The organism is Psychrobacter sp. SC65A.3, from assembly GCF_025642195.1.
In the GTDB taxonomy this organism is placed as follows: Bacteria; Pseudomonadota; Gammaproteobacteria; order Pseudomonadales; family Moraxellaceae; genus Psychrobacter; species Psychrobacter cryohalolentis.
The window spans coordinates 1,843,920-1,865,600 of record NZ_CP106752.1 but is presented as its reverse complement, the minus strand read 5'-3'; the positions used below and the strand labels follow the sequence as shown (position 1 = coordinate 1,865,600).

Genomic DNA, 21,681 nt, shown 5'->3' with positions numbered 1-21,681 from the left:
TTATAGTCCGTTAAAATAGATTATTCACAGCTGATGGGGGATTATCAGCACGACAATAAAAAGCAGCTAGAATAAAAAGTAGCGCTGTGCCATTGGTAGATAGTCGGCAGGCTCACAGGTCAGCAGCTCGCCATCGGCATATACTTCATAAGTCTCAGGGTTGACCTCCATCTGAGGACAGTAGCTGTTAAACTTCATGTCTTGTTTGCGTACCTTGCGAATGTTGTGTACCGCTTTGATGACCTTTTCTAATCCTAATTGCCTATCAACCCCCTTATCAATAGCCGCACTTGACATAAAGGTGATGCAAGTCTGCGCTACTGTCTTGGGGAAGCTGCCAAACATGCTGCGATAGTGCACAGGCTGCGGGGTAGAGATAGAAGCATTGGGGTCACCCATAGGTGCCGCTGCAATCAAGCCGCCTTTAATGATAAGGTCGGGCTTTACACCAAAAAATGCAGGCGACCACAACACTAAATCTGCCCATTTTCCCAACTCAAGTGATCCCACTTCATCACTAATGCCATGGGTAATAGCGGGATTGATGGTGTATTTTGCGAGATAGCGTTTGATACGAAAGTTGTCGTTGCTGCTATCAGAATCCGTAGGACTTAGCATGATATTGTCTAAGGATTGCTCGGTTTTAGCTGATTGATCAGGAGCAAGGTGACCACGCTGGGCTTTCATCTTATCAGCCGTTTGCCATGTGCGAATAATGACTTCTCCCACGCGTCCCATCGCTTGCGAATCACTACTCATCATGGAGATAGCGCCCATATCTTGTAAAATATCTTCGGCGGCAATGGTTTCTTTACGAATACGGCTTTCTGCAAAAGCCACATCTTCAGCAATGGCTGGGCTTAAGTGGTGACAAACCATGAGCATGTCGAGATGCTCGTCAATAGTATTAATGGTGAAAGGGCGCGTTGGATTGGTTGATGAGGGTAAAACATTGGTTTCGCCAATAGCTTTTAAGATATCTGGAGCATGACCACCGCCAGCGCCTTCGGTATGAAAGGTGTGAATACAGCGGTCTTTAAATGCGCCTAGAGTGCTATCTAAATAGCCGCTTTCATTTAACGTATCAGTATGAATAGCCACTTGCACATCATATTCTTCAGCCACGCTAAGGCAGTTATCAATGGCTTTGGGCGTGGAGCCCCAGTCTTCATGAAGTTTAAGCCCGATAGCTCCTGCTTCAATCTGCTCTACAATGGGAACAGGTAGACTAACATTGCCTTTACCTAAGAATCCGATATTCATCGGAATAGCATCAGTGGCTTTTAGCATGCTGTGAATATGATAAGCACCAGGAGTACAAGTGGTGGCAAGAGTACCTTCAGCAGGTCCCGTACCACCGCCTAACATCGTGGTTACACCAGACACCAATGCCGTCTCACACTGCTGCGGTGCAATGAAGTGAATATGGCTATCGATCCCGCCAGCAGTTAAGATTTTACCTTCTCCTGCGATAATTTCGGTAGCAGCGCCAATAGGTAACGTCACGTTAGGCTGAATATCAGGATTGCCAGCTTTCCCGATGCCACTGATACGACCCTCTTTGATAGCGACATCTGCCTTATAGATACCGCTGTAGTCCACAATCAGAGCATTGGTAATAATAGTATCGGCAACTTGCTCACCCAGCAGCTGTGACTGACCCATGCCATCGCGGATAACCTTGCCGCCGCCAAATTTAACCTCTTCACCAATGCTAACACTATCAATATCAGGCTGGTGATCAATATGACTAGTCAAATCATACTCAACCTCAAGCCATAAATTTGTATCTGCCAAGCGTACCTTATCCCCTGTGGTAGGGCCAAAATGTTCGGCATAAATACGTCGGTCAATGCGTTTTTTCGAGGTGTTTTGAGAGGTTTTAGGGTCTACAACGCCCATAACTTTGCCCGAAAAACCGTAGATATGCTGTCTACCTGAGATGGCAACCAGTTCCACTTCGCGCGCTTGTCCCGGCTCAAAGCGTACCGCAGTGCCAGATAGGATATTGAGTCGATAGCCAAGCGTCGACTCTCGATCGAAGCTCAGTGCTGCATTTACCTCAAAGAAGTGATAGTGAGAACCGATTTGAATAGGGCGATCACCTGTATTGATTACTGCTATGGTTTGAACGCAGCGACCAGCATTCAAAGCCATATCGCCTGCTTTAATCTTATATTCGCCTGCTTTCATCGTCATTTTTATTATCCTTAGTCGTCTTACGGCAATGGCTCTAGTTCAATATCGTTGTATACGGCTTTATAGCAAGCAAGCTATACAATGGGGTTATGTACCGTCACCAGCTTAGTGCCATCGGGGAAAGTGGCTTCAACTTGGACATCGTGTATCATCTCTGCAATGCCTTCCATGACGTCATCGGCAGAGAGATAAGTGGCTCCTTCACTCATCAGTTGCGCCACGGTTTTGCCATCACGCGCGCCTTCCATTAGTAACATGCTAATGTAAGCGATAGACTCAGGATAATTGAGTTTTACACCGCGGTTTTTACGACGTTCCGCCACCATACCGGCTGTAAATAATAAGAGTTTATCTTTTTCTGTAGGATTTAATTGCATAAAGCTTCCTTAATAATTATTGTGCTTTAAAGACTATGATTCGTTTTTAATCTTCATAAAGTAAATGTGCTAAGTTAAATGTACTAAGTAGAGTCATTCTGGTTTGATTAAGCATTGTTTAAAGATGAGAGTATGCAGGAGCACATGATATTAAGTATCCCAAATCCTTGGTCGATGAGGCTCAAGCTTGTACCATCTAGACCGTATAAGCTCGCGAATTTGGTAAAAGGCCTCAAAGCAGGCACGCACATCTGCTCCTAAATAACGGCAATTGATACCTTGAAAATTGTGAGTACAGTGAATGGGTAATGACTGCGTATCAATGAGATTGCGTATCTCGGTAATAGTGGCATCTAAATATTGACCAAGCTTGAGCGGATTATTCTGTAACTCAGGCGCAATGACCTCTGTGCTAGGTATTGCCCAAAAAGAGCCATGCACATGTTGATTGTTCAGTCCTAATGGTGAGGTAAACCAGCGGGTATTGGCTTGCTGGGAGGTGCACTCACTGACCAATAAATCACTCTCACGCCATATCTCTAAGCGGTTGGCATAATGACCATTAGCAAACGTCTCTTGATACGCTTGACGTCCGAACACAGCAATATCCCAAGTCAATAAACTTGCCGTTTTAGCCAAATAAAAGCGGTTATTGGCAGTAGAGATAGAATGATCGTAATAGATACTTTCTTGTGGTAGCCATTCAAGAATAGCGTGGTCATCGAGGCGGGCGTTGATATGCTGTTCTGCGCTGACAACATCATTGAAACAGTCGTTAGAAGTGTTGCTATGTGCCGATTGAGTACCGTTGTTAAATTTTGATGAATCGCTGGGTCTAGAGAATCGTAATGATTTGCGCTGCCCGTACCATTTGCCGGCTCCAGGAGTGGTAATCACCGCATGGCTATTAGAGTGTAGGTTAAATTCCAATGTTAAGCGGTCATCATCGGCGATACCAGCAGGAGGATACAACACATAAATATGGCAAATTCCTGCTTGGCTACTATCAGTACTATCAGTACTATCAGGCTCAGGATACAGCGCGCGCTGCACCATGAGTGCGCCAGTATGGGCACGATGACACAGCCGAGTTTTTGCAGTATTAGAGGCGCAGTCGAAATGAAGCTGTAGTGAGGATTGCCAAGTCAAAATTGTGTTCCCTTTTAGAAAGTGTCCTTTTAGATTGCCACCAACTCTTGAATGTTGTTTTTTGCCATGTCACATCCAACCCCTTGAGCTACCACTTGTCCTCTAGAGAGCACGGTATAGTTATCGGCAAGCTCTTCTGCAAACTCATAAAATTGCTCGACCAGTATAATGGCCATTTCACCTTGATAACCCAAATCCCTAATGACCCGCCCGATGTCCTTGATGATAGAGGGCTGAATACCTTCAGTCGGCTCATCAAGTACCAGCACAGATGGCTCGGAGGCAAGCGCACGAGCAATAGCGAGCTGCTGCTGCTGACCGCCAGATAGATCGCCACCGCGCCGATGCTTCATCTCGTCCAGCACTGGAAATATATCATACAAGTGTTTGGGTACTTTGCTTGCTTTTCGTTGAGAGAATTTCGCCATGCCAATCAGAATGTTTTCTTCAACGGTCAAGGTGGAAAATATATCACGTCCTTGAGGTACATAAGCGAGTCCTGCGCGTACACGCTGCTCAGGCGTCATCTGACTAATGTCCTTACCGTCTAATAAAATTTCACCTGATTTTATTGGTAGGATGCCCATCAAGCATTTAAGCAAGGTGGTTTTACCGACGCCATTACGACCCAGCACCACGCTACATTCTCCTACAGGGGCGGCGAGGGTGACATCACGTAAAATGTGACTGCCACCATAATATTGATTTATGGCATTAATTTCTAACATATAAGTACCTCTATTTTTTAGGTCTATTTCTAAGCACTACTATCAATTATCGACCCAAGTAAGTCTCAATAACGGCTTCATTATTCTGTACTTCACTCAACGTGCCTTCAGCCAAAATAGCACCATTTGCTAAGACCGTTACTTTCTCACTTATGGCATCAATAAAGGTCATGTCATGCTCAACCACGATTAAAGTATGATTCTTTTTGAGGCGCAGACATAACTCAGCGGTATGTTCGGTTTCGGCATCTGTCATGCCTGCTACTGGTTCATCAAGCAAAATAAGCTTTGGTCTTTGCATCAATAACATCCCAATCTCTAGCCACTGTTTTTGACCATGAGATAACAGTCCTGCTGGCTTGTTAATCAGCTCTTTTAGGCGTATTTGATCAAGCGTTGAGTCAAGGGTATCTTGGATTTCTGCATCAATACGAGTAAGCCAGCTTTTTGACACTCGCTTATCCTTTGGCGCGGCCAGCATTAAGTTATCGAGTACGGTAAATTTCTCAAACACGGTAGGTTTTTGAAACTTACGGCCAATGCCTGCTTCCGCGATTTCTTCGGTAGATAGTTTGGCTAAATTATGTACTTGACCGAAAAATGCACTGCCTTTAGTGGGACGCGTTTTTCCAGTGATGACATCCATTAATGTCGTCTTACCTGCGCCATTAGGGCCGATGATGCAGCGTAGCTCGCCTGCCTCAATGTATAAAGATAAATCATTGAGTGCACGGAATGAGTCAAACCACACGCTAACGCCTTCTAAATACAGCGCAATACCATGTCTCATATCCGGCCCTGATTTGGGAACAGGATGCGCTAAACCACCGCTATCTCCGTAATCTTCAGCCAAAGTAGTGACTGGTCGGGTAGGCGTGTTTTCTGCGACCGTTATGTGTGGTGTATTTTTAGAGTTTTTCATTGGATTATTGATACTAGGATTGTTTTTAACAAGCGCATCGTTAGTAACTTTTTGGGAGGTAGCAGCATTAGTTAGTAACATTATTCTTTTTCCTTTTTAAAACGATCAAGTACGCCAATGATGCCGTTAGGGAGAAATAAAGTAACCACCACAAATAATCCACCGAGGATAAGCAACCAAAACTCAGGGTAGGCAACGGTAAAATAAGTCTTAATTGCATTGATTGCACCTGCGCCTACGATAGCACCAATGAGTGAACCTCTTCCTCCCGCAGCCACCCATACTGCCATCTCGATAGAGTTGACGGGGTTCATCTCGCCCGGATTAATGATGCCAACTTGCGGTACATATAGAGCACCAGCGATACCAGCAATAACTGCAGACAATACCCAAGCAGAAAGCTTGTACCAAAGCGTGCGATAGCCTAAATACTGCAATCGATTTTCACTATCACGGATGGCACCGAGCACGCGCCCATAAGGCTGGCTCATCAGATAGCGTAGTCCAAGATAGGACAGTAGCAGCGCCAAAGCAGTCGTAAAACACAGCACAGCCCTTGTTGAAGAGGCAGTGATGTCATAGCCCAATAACGTGGTAAAACCTGTGAAGCCATTGTTACCACCAAAGCCTGTTTCGTTACGGAAGAATAATAAGGCTGCCGCATAGGTCATGGCTTGAGTAATAATCGAAAAATAAACCCCTTTGATCTTGGAGCGAAAAGCAAAATAGCCAAAGATAAAAGCGACCAGACCGGGAACTAATACCACTAGAGCCATCGCCCACCAAAAGTGTTGAGTGCCTGCCCAATACCACGGCAGCTCGGTCCAACTTAAGAAACGCATAAAGTCTGGCAAGCCTGTGCCAGCCGTTTCTCGCGTTAAATACATACCAAAAGCATAACCTCCTAGCGCAAAATAAAGACCATGACCTAAGCTTAGTATGCCAGCATAGCCCCAGACCAAGTCTAAAGCCAGTGCTACCATGGCGAGCGCCATTATTTTGCCAATCAAAGTTATCCAGTAAGCAGACAGGTGAAAACTAGAGGTTTCAGGTAATAGATGGAGCCAAGGCAATATCAGTAGCACTAAAAAACACAAACCAATCAAAATGGCATTACGTGGGGAATCAGATAATAATTGAGTCAAACGCATGAGGTTCTCCTTAATCCACAAAACGGCCTTTGAGGGCAAATAAACCTTGTGGACGTTTTTGAATAAACAAAATCACAAGAACCAGTAATACAATCTTAGCCATCACAGCACCAATGCCAATTTCAAGCACCGTACCACTGACACCAAGACCTAAAGATGCCAATACCGCGCCCCATACTTGCCCAACACCGCCAACCACGACGACTAAGAACGCATCAATGATATAAGTCTGACCTAAGTCGGGTCCGACATTGCCTACTTGCGCTAAGGCACAGCCAGCGAGACCTGCGAGACCCGAGCCAAGTCCAAAAGCCAACATATCGATGCGAGCAGATGAGATACCCACTGCACGTGCCATTTGCCGGTTTTGAGTGACAGCGCGCACAAATAGCCCGAAACGAGTCTTATTAAGTAAGTACACCAGTAACATAAGAATAATGATGGTAAAGCCGATAATAGCGATACGGTTGAAGGGAAGCACAAGGCTCGAGGACACTTGATAGGCACCGCTCAACCAGTCGACATTGCTGACTTCGACGTTTTGCGCGCCAAATATCATCCGAACCAACTGCATAAGAATCAAACTGACACCGAAAGTTGCCAGTAAGGTTTCAAGCTCACGACCGTAAAGCGGGCGAATAATGATTCGTTCGATAATCATGCCGATAATGGCACTGACTAAGAAAGCGACGGGTATAGCAGCAACCAGATACCATCCAGTCATACTAGGAAAATACGCTTGAAAGAGATTTTGCACCATATAAGTGGCGTAAGCACCAATCATAATGAGCTCACCGTGGGCCATATTGATGACCCCAAGCAGCCCAAAAGTAATGGCCAGCCCTAATGCCGCGAGTAGTAAGATACTTGCCGTACTAAGCCCCGTGAACAGATGACCTATCCAAGTACTGATGGTAATGCGCTGCTCAATACTATCCTCAGCGTCTAACAGCGCAGATTTGAGTACAGGATCGATATCATCTGCCGCCAATGCTTTTTTGACATCAACTAAGACTTGTGGACTATCGCTATCAGCAAGCACGCTAAGCGCGGCAATTTGGGTAGTAACGTCGCCATCTCTAAAATCAATCCTCGCTTGTAAAGTACTCAACGCCGTTTTGACATCATCGTCTTCCTCATTAGTGGCAGCAGTACTTATGAGTGCTGGATCTAGCTGTTCGATATTGTCCGCTAAGATGGCAACTGCCTGCACACGTTGCGTAGGATCGTTTGACTCAAGCTTAACCTTGGCTTGTCCAAAGACTAAGGCTGAGCGTAGCGTATTGGTCAAAGTCACTTGCGCCAAGTCGCTAGGCCACTCAGTGGTCAGCTGCTTAGCAGGATAAGTAAATAGTTCATCTTCGCTGTTAAGTAGGTAGGTTTGCCCACCATTACCTTGATATAGCTCATCGTTTTTTATCAGCTCAACTAAAGTATCCAAACTCTCAACTGACCCCGGCCACTGATTGAGCATGGTTTGGCGCATGGTGAAGTCAGCAGCAACGAACTGCTCGATAGCATCCCCTTTACTTACCGCAAGATTAGCAGGCGTAGTCAGAGACTGCTTGTTTTGAGCAAGTAAGGTATCGTCTTGAGCAAGTAAGATCTCTTCACTTACAGCATTGGATGTCGCTGCCACAGTATTAGTCGATAGTTTCTCGCCATGGCTGTGTGCTATTGGCGTCTCGTGAGCATGAGCAGCTGATGTGATAGCAATGAGGAGTAAAGATAGTAAGGCGATGACAAAAGTCTTATTAGAATAATTGGCTTGCGCGTCACTTTTATAATAGGAAGGAGAATGTGACATGATGGTTCCTTTTTTGCAGTCAACACTCCTCTAACCTCTACTGAAAACTGTTTTATCAGTAGAGGAGCTAAAGGGTTGCTGGTATTGATACCATTAAGGGGCTAAGGATTAGGGACTAAGGCTTGGGTGACCATAACCTTATTTAGGAATGTACTGACTCCATGGCTCAGCACGAATGACTTTTGGCGTTTTGCTGATCACATCGAACTGACCATCGGCACGGATTTGACCGATCATGACAGGCTTCCATAAGTGATGGTTTTCCTCATCCATTTTTAATGTATACCCTGATGGCGCGTCAAAAGTCTGACCTCCCATACTAATACGCACTTTGTCGACATTAGTGGTACCTGCTTTTTCGACTGCTTGTTTCCACATATTGATACCCACGTAGGTGGCTTCCATAGGATCATTGGTCACGACCTTTTCAGCATTCGGTAGCTTATGATCTAGCGCATATTTCTTATACTTTTTAGTGAAGCCGCTGTTGACAGGATTTTTAACCGACATAAAGTAGTTCCATGACGCCAAATGCCCTTGCAATAAGCTGGTATCGATACCGCGAAGCTCTTCTTCTCCTACTGAGAATGCCATGACTGGGATGTCAGAGGCTTTAATACCTTGGTTGGCAAGCTCGCGATAAAAGGGTACATTTGAGTCCCCATTAATGGTAGAGATAACTGCCGTCTTTTTACCGGTCGAGAAGCTTTTAATATTACCCACGATGGTCTGATAGTTGCTAAAACCGAAAGGGGTATACTCTTCCATGATGTCTGTTTCAGCGACGCCTTTAGACTTCAAAAAAGCCCGCAGTATCTGGTTAGTAGTTCGAGGATAAACATAATCTGTCCCAAGTAAAACGAAGCGTTCTGCACTACCGCCCTCTGGACTCATTAAGTATTCAACGGCAGGAATAGCTTGCTGATTGGGAGCTGCTCCAGTGTAGAAAATGTTCTCTGACTGCTCTTGACCCTCGTACTGCACGGGGTAAAACATGAGACCATTTAACTCTTCAACGACAGGCAGCACTGACTTACGTGATACCGACGTCCAACCACCAAATATGACATCCACTTTGTCTTGAGTTAACAGCTGACGCGCTTTTTCAGCGAATAACGGCCAATCAGAAGCGGGATCTACGACGATTGGCTCTAGCTGCTTACCCAACACACCGCCATTGGCATTAATTTCATCAATGGTCATGAGAGCCGTATCTTTTAATGATGTTTCAGAGATGGCCATCGTTCCAGATAAAGAATGCAAGATGCCAACTTTGATGGTGTCACCATCTGCCGCAGGGGTAGTAGCGGTCTCGGCCGTTTCGGTTTTTGTGGCTGTAGAATTGGTCTCAGCGCTAGTTTCTGCAGGTTTTTGACAACCTATAAGACTTAAGCTACCTACGACGGCTACTGCTAGTAGAGACAAACGTGATGTGAGTTTTGAGTCGATACGATAATTTGTACTTATAGGAGTAGCAGTGATAAGCGTTGGCAATAAAGACATATATTTCTCCAAAAAGATAAAGTAGCAGCTTGGTAGGCCGAGTTAACAAACCATTCCTAACTGCTATTAATACTTCAATATTTATGCCATTCCAAAATACACAATAAACGCACCAATATCGGTCTTTTTAGGAGATATTGCACTTTTTTCGCACCATGATGGTTTTTATGATTTTCTATGCACCATCTGTGTCTATTCTAAGAGGATTAAAACGATTACATTGAAAGCGGTGTGCTGCTAAGTTCAGAAAGCATAAACAAGGGTGCTTGCAAAGCAAACCCCGATATTAATTAAGCCAATTGAGTACTCATAAAAGCAGTAAGGACTTGCTAAGACATGCCAGCATGTAGTGGAATAATAAATTCGGACAGCTGCTAAGAGGTCATACTAAACAAAAGACGGAACATAGTATGACCAACAAACGCAATCAATATACCTGATAATTCAAATTAGAAGCCATCAGCTTAGTCGTTGAACACAAACGTAAAGTACCTGACGGTGCTGATTCATTGAGGATAGGCAAATCCACCCTCAGAGGTTTATCGCACACTTTAACAAGCCAGCTAAAAACACTAGACAACAAAAAACCCCATAAACATTGCGTTTACGGGGTTTGAATTTGGTGGGCCCAGTAGGACTTGAACCTACGACCAAAGGATTATGAGTCCTCTGCTCTAACCAACTGAGCTATGGGCCCTTTAGACGCACAATGATACCTGATTTTTATATATTTTCAAGTAAAAGTTAGCAGATAGGGCATACTATTTGATGAATTATCACTAATTACCACCAGCCAGCGTCAAACTTCGGCCTCCATCTACGGTTATTATTTCACCCGTCACATAACTGGCATTCGCCAAGTAGAGCACGCTATGCGCAATGTCAGCAGGGATGCCTATTCGCTGCATAGGAATGGAGCTTATAATCTTACTTTGCTGCTCGCTATCAATCGCTTGATCGCTATCTGCATCGGGTAAAATATTGACCCCAGGCGCGACCCCATTCACGCGTACATCAGGCGCCATATCCAGTGCTAAAGACTGCACCATCATCCGATGCGCCGCTTTTGCCATATTGTAAACCGTATAATTGGCGAACGGCTTATCCTGCGCATGAATATCAAGCAGACTAATAATACAACCTTGTTGTTGCTTAAGATAAGGTAGTAGTGCTTGGCTTAACAACAAAGGCGCTTTGGCATTGGTCAACAGCAGCTCATCCCACTGGTCATAATTAATACTGCCAAGGGGAGTAGAGTAAAAGCGAGAGGCATTATGTACCAGTACGTTTAGTTGCCCAAATGCCTGTATGATAGTTTGGGTCAGGTGCTTGAGAGTGTCTGCCTGATTTACCACTGCCAAATCCGCGACAATAACCACAGCACTATGAGCGCAAGTATCATTCAGCGCGTCTGCTAATGCATGTGCCTCTTGCTCACTATGATGACAATGGATAATGACGCGATAGCCTTGCTTGTGAGCCGCACGAACAATTGCAGCACCGATACGCTTAGCGCTACCAGTCACAAGCATAACAGGGGCATGAGTATCAATTGGCTGAGAAGTTTTAGTTTTTTGATTCATAGTAGCGTTTTAATCAGGATATATTTTTAAGTTTTAAAAGGTCATTTACTCTATTTTTAGTCAGGCTGTTTGCGTTTGTAAATGCTCAATTCTGCATTGACGCAAGGCTTTACCAATCGCTGGACCTTTGAGACTTTGATCAATATCATTCATACCAATACTGTGAAAGCTATTTAATGCCAACATCATCTGACGGTGCTGTATAGATAACTGCAATACTTGGCTTGTGACCAAGAGCTGCGAGAGTTTTTCAGGCTCTTTATGGGCGCTGCAGGCTTGAATAAGATCAATTTTCTCGGCAGCACTGAGTTGGGTTATAACGCTTAATTTATCAGCTTGTTGTACGAATAAACCAGCAAATTGTGTTTGTGCCTTTGGTACTTTAGCCATATTACCTATATCGTTAATACTTTTGACAGCTGTTATGGCTTCAGTAGGCTTAGTCTGAAATAACGATGGCTTAAGGCTAACCATTAATAGCGCCCAACGCTGTGATAGATTCAATTGCATCTGACCGGCGAAATATAGCGATGTTTGCACTGTCTCTCGTATCTGATCATCATTCCAAGCCTGATGTAACGGTGCAAAGTACTCTGCAAGGGCGCCGATATCAAATAGCTGTTGCCAGTATACCTGGGGGGAGAGCTGCATCATTGCACGGCTCGACTCTTGCCAAATACGCTCGCTATTTAAATGGGTAAGCTCTCCTGAAGCAACCAACTCACGCATCAAGACTAACGTGTCATCAGCGATAGTAAAGCCCAAATCGTAATAGCGGCTATAAAAGCGCGCCGTTCTCAGCACCCGTAAAGGGTCTTCGTTAAAGGCACTTGAGACATGACGTAGGGTTTTATTTTCAATATCCTGCAATCCGCCGTAGTAATCAATCACGTCACCACTTATCGGCGTATCGTCGGTTAAGCTAGTAACCTCTATGGCCATGGCATTGATCGTCAAGTCGCGCCGCTGCAAATCGTCTTTTAAACTAACGTCAATACTGGTATGTACGCTAAAGCCCTGATAGCCCAGACCTTGCTTACGCTCAGTTCGTGCGAGGGCATATTCTTCACGGCTTACCGGATGCAAAAATACAGGGAAATCTGCGCCTACTTGCTGAAAACCTGCGTCAAGCATCTCATTAACGGTTGCCCCAACGACAACGAAGTCTTTATCTTTAATAGGGCGCCCTAATAGCTGATCACGTACTGCACCGCCGACGAGATACACTTGCATAATATTCTCTTTATATTTACTACCAATTAACCTAAATTTTGTCAAAAAAAACCAGCCAATACTTTAAGCGTTGGCTGGTTTTAGTATAGCAGACGGTCTCTATAAAAAATGCAAAAGACCGTCTTAATTGCGCACTTTAACTTTGAAGAGCTTAATCGATTACTGCTTCTCGTTGTCTAAATCCTGAGCTTCAGTGACCGCAAGTGCCGTCATATTAACCACACGGCGCGCTGTGGCTGATGGCGTTAGAATATGTACAGGTTTGCTTGCACCTAACAAAATAGGACCGATAGACGCGCTACCGGTTGCCGTCTTAAGCAGGTTAAAAGCAATGTTCGACGCATCTAACGTTGGCAAGATAAGTAGATTTGCTGAACCTTTAAGGTTGCTCGAAGGCAAGTCATTGGCACGGATATGTTCGTCAAGTGCAGCATCACCTTGCATTTCACCGTCAAACTCAAAATCGACATTCATCTCGGTCAGCAGTTGATGTACTTTACGCATTTTGACGGCGCTGGCACGATCAGAAGTTCCGAAGTTTGAATGCGACACCAAAGCCACACGTGGGGTAATGCTAAAGCGGCACAATTGCTCAGCTGCCAATACAGTCATCTCAGCCAATTGCTCAGCCGTTGGATCTTCATGGATATAGGTATCAGCAATAAAAATATTACGATCCTGCATAAGCACCGCATTCATCGCATAAAAATCATTAATACCTTCTTTTTTGTTGATTACTCTGCCAACATATTTTAAATGCAGCTGATAGTGACCGAATGTGCCACAAATCATACCATCGGCATCGCCATTTTCAACCAAAAGAGCACCAATTAAAGAGGTCTTGCGGCGCACATCACGGCGAGCAAGCTCGATACTGACACCAGTACGTTTGTTTTTCTCGTAGTAGCCTTTCCAGTAATCGTTATAGCGCGGATCATCATCAACATTGACGATAGTAATGTTCACGCCATCTTTCAAGCGTAATGCTAGCTTTGCGATATTATTTTCGATCACTGAAGGACGACCGACCAAGATTGGATAAGCCAACTGCTCATCGACGACTACTTGTACTGCTAATAGTACGTTGCTGTCTTCGCCTTCACAGTAAACGATACGTTTTGGATCTGCTTTTGCACGAGCAAAAATAGGCTTCATTACAAACGCTGAGTTATAGACAAACTCAGACAGACGCTGACGATAGGCTTTCATATCTGCGATAGGAAGCGTTGCAACGCCTGAATCCATAGCTGCTTTTGCGACTGCAGAGGCGATTTCAATGATTAGGTTTGGCTCAAGTGGTCCTGGGATCAGGTAATCACGACCAAAGCTTGGCGTACTTTCAACGTTTTTGACGTTGCTAATTGGCGTCGCTTCAACATGTGCCATAGCAGCAATGGCGCGTACGCATGCAATTTTCATTTCTTCGTTGACAGTCGTTGCGCCTACATCTAATGCACCGCGGAAGATATAAGGGAAACACAATGCGTTGTTTACTTGGTTCGGATAATCAGAGCGACCGGTTGCCATAATAACGTCTGGACGGACGGCATGGGCGATTTCTGGCATGATCTCAGGCGTTGGGTTAGCAAGCGCAAAGATGATAGGGTCTTTTGCCATACGGCGAACCATGTCTTCTGTCAATGTACCCGGCATAGATAAGCCTAGGAACATGTCGACATCATCCATCAGCTCTTCAATAGTCGTAGCAGTGGTTTCACGAGCATAGCGCTGTTTGGTTTCATCAAGGTTTTCACGGGTAGTAGAGATAATACCACGTGAGTCTGATACGTAGATATTGTTTTTATTCACACCAAGGGCGCAAATGATGTCCAAGCAAGAAATCGCTGCAGCACCAGCACCAGAACAAATGATTTTAATATCTTCAATTTTTTTGTTCGTGATGATTAATGCATTAAGCATCGCCGCCGCAACAATGATTGACGTGCCATGTTGGTCATCATGGAATACTGGAATGTTCATACGCTTACGCAATTCGCGCTCGATTTTGAAACACTCTGGTGCTTTGATATCTTCTAAATTAATCCCACCAAACGTAGGCTCTAAAGAAGCAACTGCCTCAATGAATTTGTCCGGATCGTTTTGTGCAATTTCAATATCAAAAACGTCGATACCAGCGAACTTTTTGAATAGAACCCCTTTGCCTTCCATAACAGGCTTTGATGCCAATGGACCGATATTTCCCAAACCTAACACCGCTGTACCATTGGTAATAACACCAACTAAGTTGCTACGTGCGGTATATTTTGCCGCAAGAGATGGGTCTCTTTGAATCTCAAGACAAGGTACTGCCACGCCTGGTGAATAGGCGAGCGCCAGATCACGTTGGTTTGCCAATTGCTTGATAGGAGTAACTGAGATTTTACCAGGGCGAGGGAACTCATGGTAATGTAAGGCAGCTTGTTCAAACTGCTCTTTTTCCGTACTAGGGGTGTCCGTATTCAAAGTGATATCGTCATTCATAATAATTGCCATGGTTAGGATAAATTGGAATAAATTAAATGGTGATAAAAACTAATGCCTAATTCTCAATAACCATTGAATATGATCATGAGTGTACATTGATTGTTAAAGGGTACTATGCGGCGCTTAAACATCAACAAAAAACAACAATAGTGCAAAATAGATAGTCTACATTATCGCCAATAATTTGCCTAGCTAAGGACTATGAACTGCGCACACAATATAATAAATTGATATTCATTATTTAGCTAGTTGATAATGCCAAAAAAATGACCCAAATATCAACCCTAAATGCAAAATATTTCAAAATATTACAGAATAAATATATATTAAGATGAACAGCTGATTGGCATTTGCGGTGCATGAGGCGCAGGCGGTAAGGTATCAAGGTCAATGGCGCTATCATGTAGCGTATAAGGGCTAGCAAGCAGCTCAAATATTCTATTTAGTTCTTTAAACTGTCCTTGCTCTGCGGCAACGATAACACGCTGAGCCATGCTGTTACGCAATACATAAATAGGATTGCTGGCTTGCATATCCTCAATTGCTTGAGTAATCGATACCTGCTTTACTTGTGCCAGATAACGGATCGACCATGCTTGCCAGACTTGCTGTGCTTCAGGATTCAGCTCGGCCGTCAGGGTTGCAAGCAACTGCTGCTCATAATGATGCTCATTAGGTGCGATTAATCCTAATAACGCTCGGAAACTATTGGTATAGTCGAGTAGATTATCCTCTAGTAGTGTCAACCATTCAAACGCTAAGCTTAAACTTTCACGCTGATGCGGCAACCCAAGCTTACGGCATAGCCCTTGCTGATAATGCTGCATAAAGGTCGCCTCATAAGGTGCTAGACAATCTGCTAACGTCTCGCGCGTCACACCGTCTAAACGCATAAAGTGCGGCAACCAAATATTTAGATTCCAATGTCCAATAGCAGGTTGATTTTGATAGGCGTAGCGTCCGCTATGATCAGAGTGATTGTTGATCCAAGCAGGGTTAAAACGCTCCATAAAGCCAAACGGACCAAAATCTAGAGTACTGCCGGTAATAGACAAGTTATCAGTATTCATAACACCATGCGCAAATCCAATCAGTTGCCAATCAGCTATCATCCGTGCGGTACGTTCAACCACCGCCTGCAAAAATGCTAAGACTGGTTTATCACTATCACGGCACTCAGGGTAGTAGGTATCAATCATATAGTCGGTAAATTCAGCGAGTAAGTCGGGCGCAAAGCTGGCAATCCACTCAACATGACCTAAGCGAATATGACTGTCAGCGACTCGCATTAAGGCAGCTCCTGCTTCTATTCGTTCACGGCGCACTTTGGTATCTGATACCACAAATCCCAAGGCGTTAGAGGAGGCGATACCAAGCTGAGTCAACGCATGACCACATAAATACTCACGAATGGTACTGCGTAATACCGCACGCCCATCGCCCATGCGTGAGTAGGGAGTCAAGCCTGCACCCTTTAGATGCATATCTTGTAGTTGATTGTTTTTATCGAGTACTTGCGCCATCAATAAGCCGCGACCATCGCCCAATTGCCCCGCCCATTGCCCAAACTGGTGACCAGCATACGCCATTGATAAAGGCTGAAATTCAGCTGGCACATACTGTCCACCAAGTATTTCAACCCAACGAGTCATCAAATCTGTATCTTCCGTCCAGCCCAGCTGCTCAGCAACTTGAATATTAAAATGACCGACACGAGGATTGTCTAATGGGTTTGGCAGTTGCTCATTATAAAGACGGGTGTCCAATTGAGCATAGGTGTTTTGATAGCGCATAAGAGCCGTTCCAATTTAAAGATAAAAGCTGGGAGAAGAGATTTAAGATATGAATAGAGTAAACTCACTATAACATAGCCTTGATATAGCAGCATTGCACTCTGTCCGTCTCTTGTAAATCATGATTAATTATCACATCATTGTTTATCACATTACTATTTATCAATAGACATGAGATTTAATACCGCACGAAAAAATCCCCCTATCTTTTACAGATAGAGGGAAGGAGAAACGTCACAATAAAATACTAAATAATCAACCAGTTATCAATACTTAAGCCGCTTTTGCGCTTTCACCGATAGAGCGAAATGCTGTTTTTAGGTTGCTGTTATGCGCCAATATTTTTTGTTCAATCTTGGCATAATCTTGCTTTAACTCATCTTCAACTTCATGCAAGCGATCAGCAAACTCGGTCTTTTTCAGCTCAATGGTTTTTGCTTTTAATGCTTGCCATTCTTCAACCGTTTGCGTAAAGGCATCGTATTCAAATTTAATACGATCTTGGAAGCTTTTCATTGCATGAGGAATATCAATACCGCTTGATGTGACCGTATCAATCTGCTGCTGCGCTGCTTTAAATTGCATTTGTACTTCAGCATGCTTGATAGTGGTGTCATCAACAGTACGTAGCTCAGTAGTCAAGCCCAGCTTCGATAAACCAGCGATGAGCCATTTGGTTGGATCATACTGCCACCATTTTACGCCATTACGATAATCGTACTGGAAGAAGTGATGATAGTTATGATAACCCTCACCCCACGTAAATAGAGCCAAGAAGAAGTTATCACGGGCAGTGTTGGTATCGGTATAAGGACGCGACCCAAACATATGACATAGCGAATTGATAAAGAAGGTAAAGTGATGCGTCAGTACCAGACGTAGCAAACCGACGATGACCAAAGTACCCCAAACATCACCCAATAACCAACCGATCGCGGCGACTGCACCGATGTTCAATGCAGCAACCCATAAACCGTAATATTTATGCTGAATTTGCAGCGTTCTATCTTTGGTCAGGTCAGGGATATTTTTATAGTCAAATTTTCCGCTAGGATAATTGCGTAGCATCCAGCCCATATGACTAAAGAAAAAGCCACGTTTCGCTGAGTACGGGTCTTCTAAGCGATCATCGACATGACGATGATGCGTACGGTGACCAGAAACCCAATCAAACGCTGAACCCTGTACCGCAAAGGTAGAACCTAGCAATAAAAAGTTTTTGACGATTGGATGCGCTTTATAAGCACGATGCGATAGTAAACGGTGATAACCAGCTGTGATACTGATACCCGTCCAAACCATAAACGCCCCAAATACGCCCCAAACCGGTGCACTGACTTGATGGGTGAACAGATACCATGGCGTAATAATTGCTGCAGCAATAGGCGTGGCTACCAGAATAGTCGCTGGAATCCAGTTAATCGGTGCTTTGGTAAACTCAAATTCACGCATATCGATATTGTCTACATCGGTAGGCAGTTCAGTCTGCTCAGAGGCGCTTGCATAGTTGCGTTTGGCAACAGGCATCTCATCGAGTGAGTTTTTTGCTTTATTCTCATCAAAACGTGTTTTAAAACGTGTGACTTGAATGCTGGCATTTTTGACAAGTGTGTCACCAGATTTGATAGCGAAACGTAAGCCTTTAAGCGGTAAGCCAAGTGCTTTTTTTGCAATCATATAATATCCCTAACGGTATTAATTTAAGCGTCTATATTACCTTAAATACTTAGTAAAGTGAACACTTATACACTATAAAAATATTGCTAAATAACAATAACTTGTATGGATTATAGTAGGTGTTATGGCAAATAAGCCGTGACTTATCAGCTATAAGGTAAAAATGTAAGTAAAACAATAAATATGTACACCACAAAAGCGAGTTTAGAAATAGGAGTAATGCGTTAAGGCAGTAATAAATAGCTTGGATAATCGGTAATAATCACATCAACTTGCCAGTTTATAAGCTGCTTAATAGTCTCAATATCATTGACCGTCCATGCACTTACGGGTAAGTCATAGCGATGACAATGCTGTATGACTTCACGATTCAAAAGCGGATAGTGGATACCTAATTGCTTACAGCCAAGTTGTAAGGCAGTATTGGGAGCCTGTTTCAATAGTTCAGGCTCTCGAATAAGCAGCCCACGTGGTATATGCCTCATGAAAGTACTGCGTTGTAAGCGGGCATGCAGCTCAACATCAAAGCTGGTTAGTACAATCGGTAGGCTAGCAAGTGGGCTATCAATGAGGTCACGCATCAAGGCTTTTACGAGTTTGGCATAATCAGTGCGACTATGGGTTTTAACCTCAAGCTCAATATAAGTATAGGTATTTAGAGCAGAAGCAATGTCAGGCAACGTGATAATTGGCTGACCAAACTGATGATGACGCTGTATTTCGTTCACATTTAGTTGATCTAGACGCGACTGCTGCGCGCACATGCGCTCAAGCGTTTCATCATGAAAGACGATGAGCTGTCCATCTCGGCTAAGTTGTACATCGAACTCTACACCTGCCAAACCAGAGCTTTGCAAATTTTGCGCATATTCAAAACCTGATAAGGTATTTTCTAATGCTTCACCGCGCGCGCCGCGATGACCAAGTAGCAAGGTGTTCTTAAGATCTATCATAACCAGTAACCATCACATATTTTGAGCATTATAATGGAAATATTATATCGTCTGTTATTAACTGCATCCAACGTTATCACGTATCAAAGCGTATTGAATAAAGCATTTATAAAAATTTTATGCTGATAAAACTTTCTGTCATCATCTTAATATTTGTTTAGGTGAATATATATTTGTAGCTTTTTTGCAACTAAAGCTAGATTTCGGACACAATGTTGAACGTTATTTGTACATCAGTAGGCTACATGGATGACCATCTCCTGCAAACACCGTATAATAATGTGGTTTTCAAATCTATCGCAATGCCGGTTTCTGCTAGATTTGAGTTTTATAGTGTAAATGTCAAATACTGTCCGTGAGCGACGGTACGAATCAGTAAATTGGAGCAAAAGAGATATGAGCGTAGCAAATAAAAGTGTGAGCAAATGGTATAAAGTTGCTGGTATCGGCATGGTATGTGGTTTAGCGCTTGCTGGTTGTGATCGCTCAGAAAAAGACGATGCCGAAATGGTAGAAGTGACTGAGCAAGAAACACAGGTTAGTGAAAACGCTGCTGCCACGGCAGTGAGCTGTGATGATCCTATGGTACAAGACCGCCTCAAATCCGCTTTGAAAAATACGCTCAATCAACAAGCCCAAACTTTAGCCGTCAGTTATGCCAACGATGCAGAGATTGGCTTAGGCAGCGGTGTGGTTTCTACTAAAGCAAATGGTATTATCATCGATGTACAGAATGCTGCCGTGTTGCAAGCAACCAATGAAAATGGTCTGACAACCTGTCAGGCAAGCGTCAGCATGACTTTGCCAAGTGAAGACTTATATCAAGCCAGCCAAGTGCAAGCCGCTAATAATCAGCCAAGTTTGCAATCACGCTTAGCCAATGACAATATTCGTATCAATAACAATATGCTCATTGATGATGCTTTTACCTATGTTGTTGGTACGCAAGGTGGTCAAGTACGTACACGTATCGCAGGACAGCCAGCATTATTAACAGTGGTATCAGAAGTGGTCGCCAGCTCAACGCTCCAGTCAGCAATGGAAGAGCAGCGCGCCCAACGTGGCACTCAGCAACCTGAACGCCGCCGTGAACCAGCACAGAATACACAGAGCAATAATAATACTAGCCAGCCAAGAGCGGTAACGCCAGCTGCGCCTGTGCGTCCAGCACAACCTGCTAAGCCACCAGTTGTTAATCAAAACAGTAGTCAAAATACAAAGACGCCAAGTAGCACTCCGTCAGCGCCAACACCTAGCACTACTGCGCCTAGTACAGTAACTCCTACACCTGCTGCTCCAGAAGCACCAAAAGCAACGCCTAAAGATGAAAGCATTGATATGGTCATTATTGAAGATAAAGAAGCAACTTATTAATCTTATTGCTATTAAATATCGATAAGCATCGTTTCAGTATTTCAATAAAAAAACGCCTGCAACATATTTATTGCAGGCGTTTTTTTATGGTTCATTAAATGGCTCAACTATCAGCGAATTTTTGTAATACTTGGCTGTCCCACAAGACTTCAGAGACCTGTTCAGGGTCTGTGCAAAAACGTGCGGCGACAAAGAGCCAATCAGACAAACGGTTGATAAAGCTGACCGCTGTCGGTCGAATGGCTTGTGGCTGCGCTTGTCTTAGTAATACTGCTTGGCGCTCAGCGCGGCGACAAACAGTACGTGCCACATGCAACTGGCTGACCAATAATGAGCCTGTTGGTAAGATAAAGTCTTTTAGCGGTGGTAACGTTGTATTCATCGCATCGATCTGCTGCTCAAGCCAATCAATATGAATCGTATTTACGCCTTCATATTCTGGCATAGCAAGCTCACCACCGATATTAAATAATAAATGTTGAATAATCACTAAAGCTTGGGCAAAGTCGACTTCTTGCTTTGTTTGCAAGCGTTCAGGTAGCTGTTGGCTGTGACTTGAATTATTGGTTTGCGCACTTAACGCTTGAGTAAGCTGTGCACGTACCAAGCCAATGTGCGAGTTGAGCTCATCAATATCACCCATCACACTAAATAGGATGTCCGCCTTACTGACGCGACTACCATCTGCCATGCCGGTACTGCCATCATCGCCAGTACGCGTATAAATTTTGCTCAAACGATTGCCCAT

Annotated in this window: 16 protein-coding genes and 1 tRNA gene; 1 reads left to right on the top strand and 16 read right to left on the bottom strand. The window is 44.0% G+C overall.

Going from position 1 to position 21,681, the window contains the following annotated elements:
- Nucleotides 1–66: 66 nt before the first annotated feature.
- The 15 genes from ureC to OEG80_RS07755 form a co-directional block, all read right to left on the bottom strand.
- Entirely contained in the window at nt 67–2,199 is a 2,133-nt protein-coding gene (gene ureC / locus OEG80_RS07825; protein ID WP_263240211.1) for an urease subunit alpha, read from the bottom strand.
- A gap of 74 nt (nt 2,200–2,273) precedes the next feature.
- Complete coding sequence (ureA, locus tag OEG80_RS07820) at nt 2,274–2,576, bottom strand: urease subunit gamma (RefSeq protein ID WP_010200554.1); 303 nt, start codon at nt 2,574–2,576, stop codon at nt 2,274–2,276.
- 150 nt (nt 2,577–2,726) lie between these two features.
- Complete coding sequence (locus tag OEG80_RS07815) at nt 2,727–3,725, bottom strand: urease accessory protein UreD (protein WP_263240208.1); 999 nt, start codon at nt 3,723–3,725, stop codon at nt 2,727–2,729.
- A gap of 29 nt (nt 3,726–3,754) precedes the next feature.
- On the bottom strand, nt 3,755–4,453 hold the full coding sequence (gene urtE, locus OEG80_RS07810) for an urea ABC transporter ATP-binding subunit UrtE (protein ID WP_263240206.1): 699 nt from the start codon (nt 4,451–4,453) through the stop codon (nt 3,755–3,757).
- Between the two features lie 46 nt (nt 4,454–4,499).
- A complete protein-coding gene (gene urtD, locus OEG80_RS07805) occupies nt 4,500–5,456 on the bottom strand; it encodes an urea ABC transporter ATP-binding protein UrtD (protein WP_263240205.1) in 957 nt (318 codons plus the stop codon).
- Nucleotides 5,456–6,526, bottom strand: coding sequence for an urea ABC transporter permease subunit UrtC (gene urtC, locus OEG80_RS07800; RefSeq protein WP_010200558.1), 1,071 nt, complete (start codon nt 6,524–6,526; stop codon nt 5,456–5,458). Before urtC ends, urtD begins: the two co-directional genes overlap by 1 nt.
- Before the next feature lie 10 nt (nt 6,527–6,536).
- Entirely contained in the window at nt 6,537–8,333 is a 1,797-nt protein-coding gene (gene urtB, locus OEG80_RS07795; RefSeq protein ID WP_263240203.1) for an urea ABC transporter permease subunit UrtB, read from the bottom strand.
- A 138-nt stretch (nt 8,334–8,471) separates the two neighbouring features.
- The gene (gene urtA, locus OEG80_RS07790) at nt 8,472–9,782 is read right to left on the bottom strand and encodes an urea ABC transporter substrate-binding protein (protein WP_026037277.1); all 1,311 of its coding nucleotides are present in this window, start codon (nt 9,780–9,782) and stop codon (nt 8,472–8,474) included.
- 674 nt (nt 9,783–10,456) lie between these two features.
- A tRNA-Ile gene (locus OEG80_RS07785) sits at nt 10,457–10,533 on the bottom strand.
- Between the two features lie 82 nt (nt 10,534–10,615).
- Nucleotides 10,616–11,419, bottom strand: a complete 804-nt coding sequence (locus OEG80_RS07780; protein WP_263240201.1) for a pteridine reductase — start codon at nt 11,417–11,419, stop codon at nt 10,616–10,618.
- A 60-nt stretch (nt 11,420–11,479) separates the two neighbouring features.
- On the bottom strand, nt 11,480–12,652 hold the full coding sequence (locus OEG80_RS07775) for a tRNA nucleotidyltransferase (RefSeq protein ID WP_263240199.1): 1,173 nt from the start codon (nt 12,650–12,652) through the stop codon (nt 11,480–11,482).
- Between the two features lie 159 nt (nt 12,653–12,811).
- On the bottom strand, nt 12,812–15,133 hold the full coding sequence (locus tag OEG80_RS07770) for an NADP-dependent malic enzyme (protein ID WP_263240198.1): 2,322 nt from the start codon (nt 15,131–15,133) through the stop codon (nt 12,812–12,814).
- A gap of 329 nt (nt 15,134–15,462) precedes the next feature.
- Nucleotides 15,463–16,929, bottom strand: a complete 1,467-nt coding sequence (locus tag OEG80_RS07765; RefSeq protein ID WP_263240197.1) for a protein adenylyltransferase SelO — start codon at nt 16,927–16,929, stop codon at nt 15,463–15,465.
- Between the two features lie 273 nt (nt 16,930–17,202).
- Nucleotides 17,203–18,381 carry an acyl-CoA desaturase gene (locus tag OEG80_RS07760; protein ID WP_181210356.1) on the bottom strand — a complete coding sequence of 393 codons (1,179 nt, stop codon included), beginning with the start codon at nt 18,379–18,381 and terminating at the stop codon, nt 17,203–17,205.
- 449 nt (nt 18,382–18,830) lie between these two features.
- Nucleotides 18,831–19,559, bottom strand: coding sequence for a glycerophosphodiester phosphodiesterase (locus OEG80_RS07755; protein WP_263240196.1), 729 nt, complete (start codon nt 19,557–19,559; stop codon nt 18,831–18,833).
- A 396-nt stretch (nt 19,560–19,955) separates the two neighbouring features.
- Between OEG80_RS07755 and OEG80_RS07750 the strand changes: the two genes are divergently transcribed.
- On the top strand, nt 19,956–20,933 hold the full coding sequence (locus OEG80_RS07750; RefSeq protein ID WP_263240195.1) for a hypothetical protein: 978 nt from the start codon (nt 19,956–19,958) through the stop codon (nt 20,931–20,933).
- 103 nt (nt 20,934–21,036) lie between these two features.
- Here the strand turns inward: OEG80_RS07750 and OEG80_RS07745 are convergent, their stop codons facing one another.
- Nucleotides 21,037–21,681 (bottom strand): cob(I)yrinic acid a,c-diamide adenosyltransferase, encoded by a 645-nt coding sequence (locus OEG80_RS07745; RefSeq protein WP_181210216.1) that lies wholly within the window; start codon nt 21,679–21,681, stop codon nt 21,037–21,039.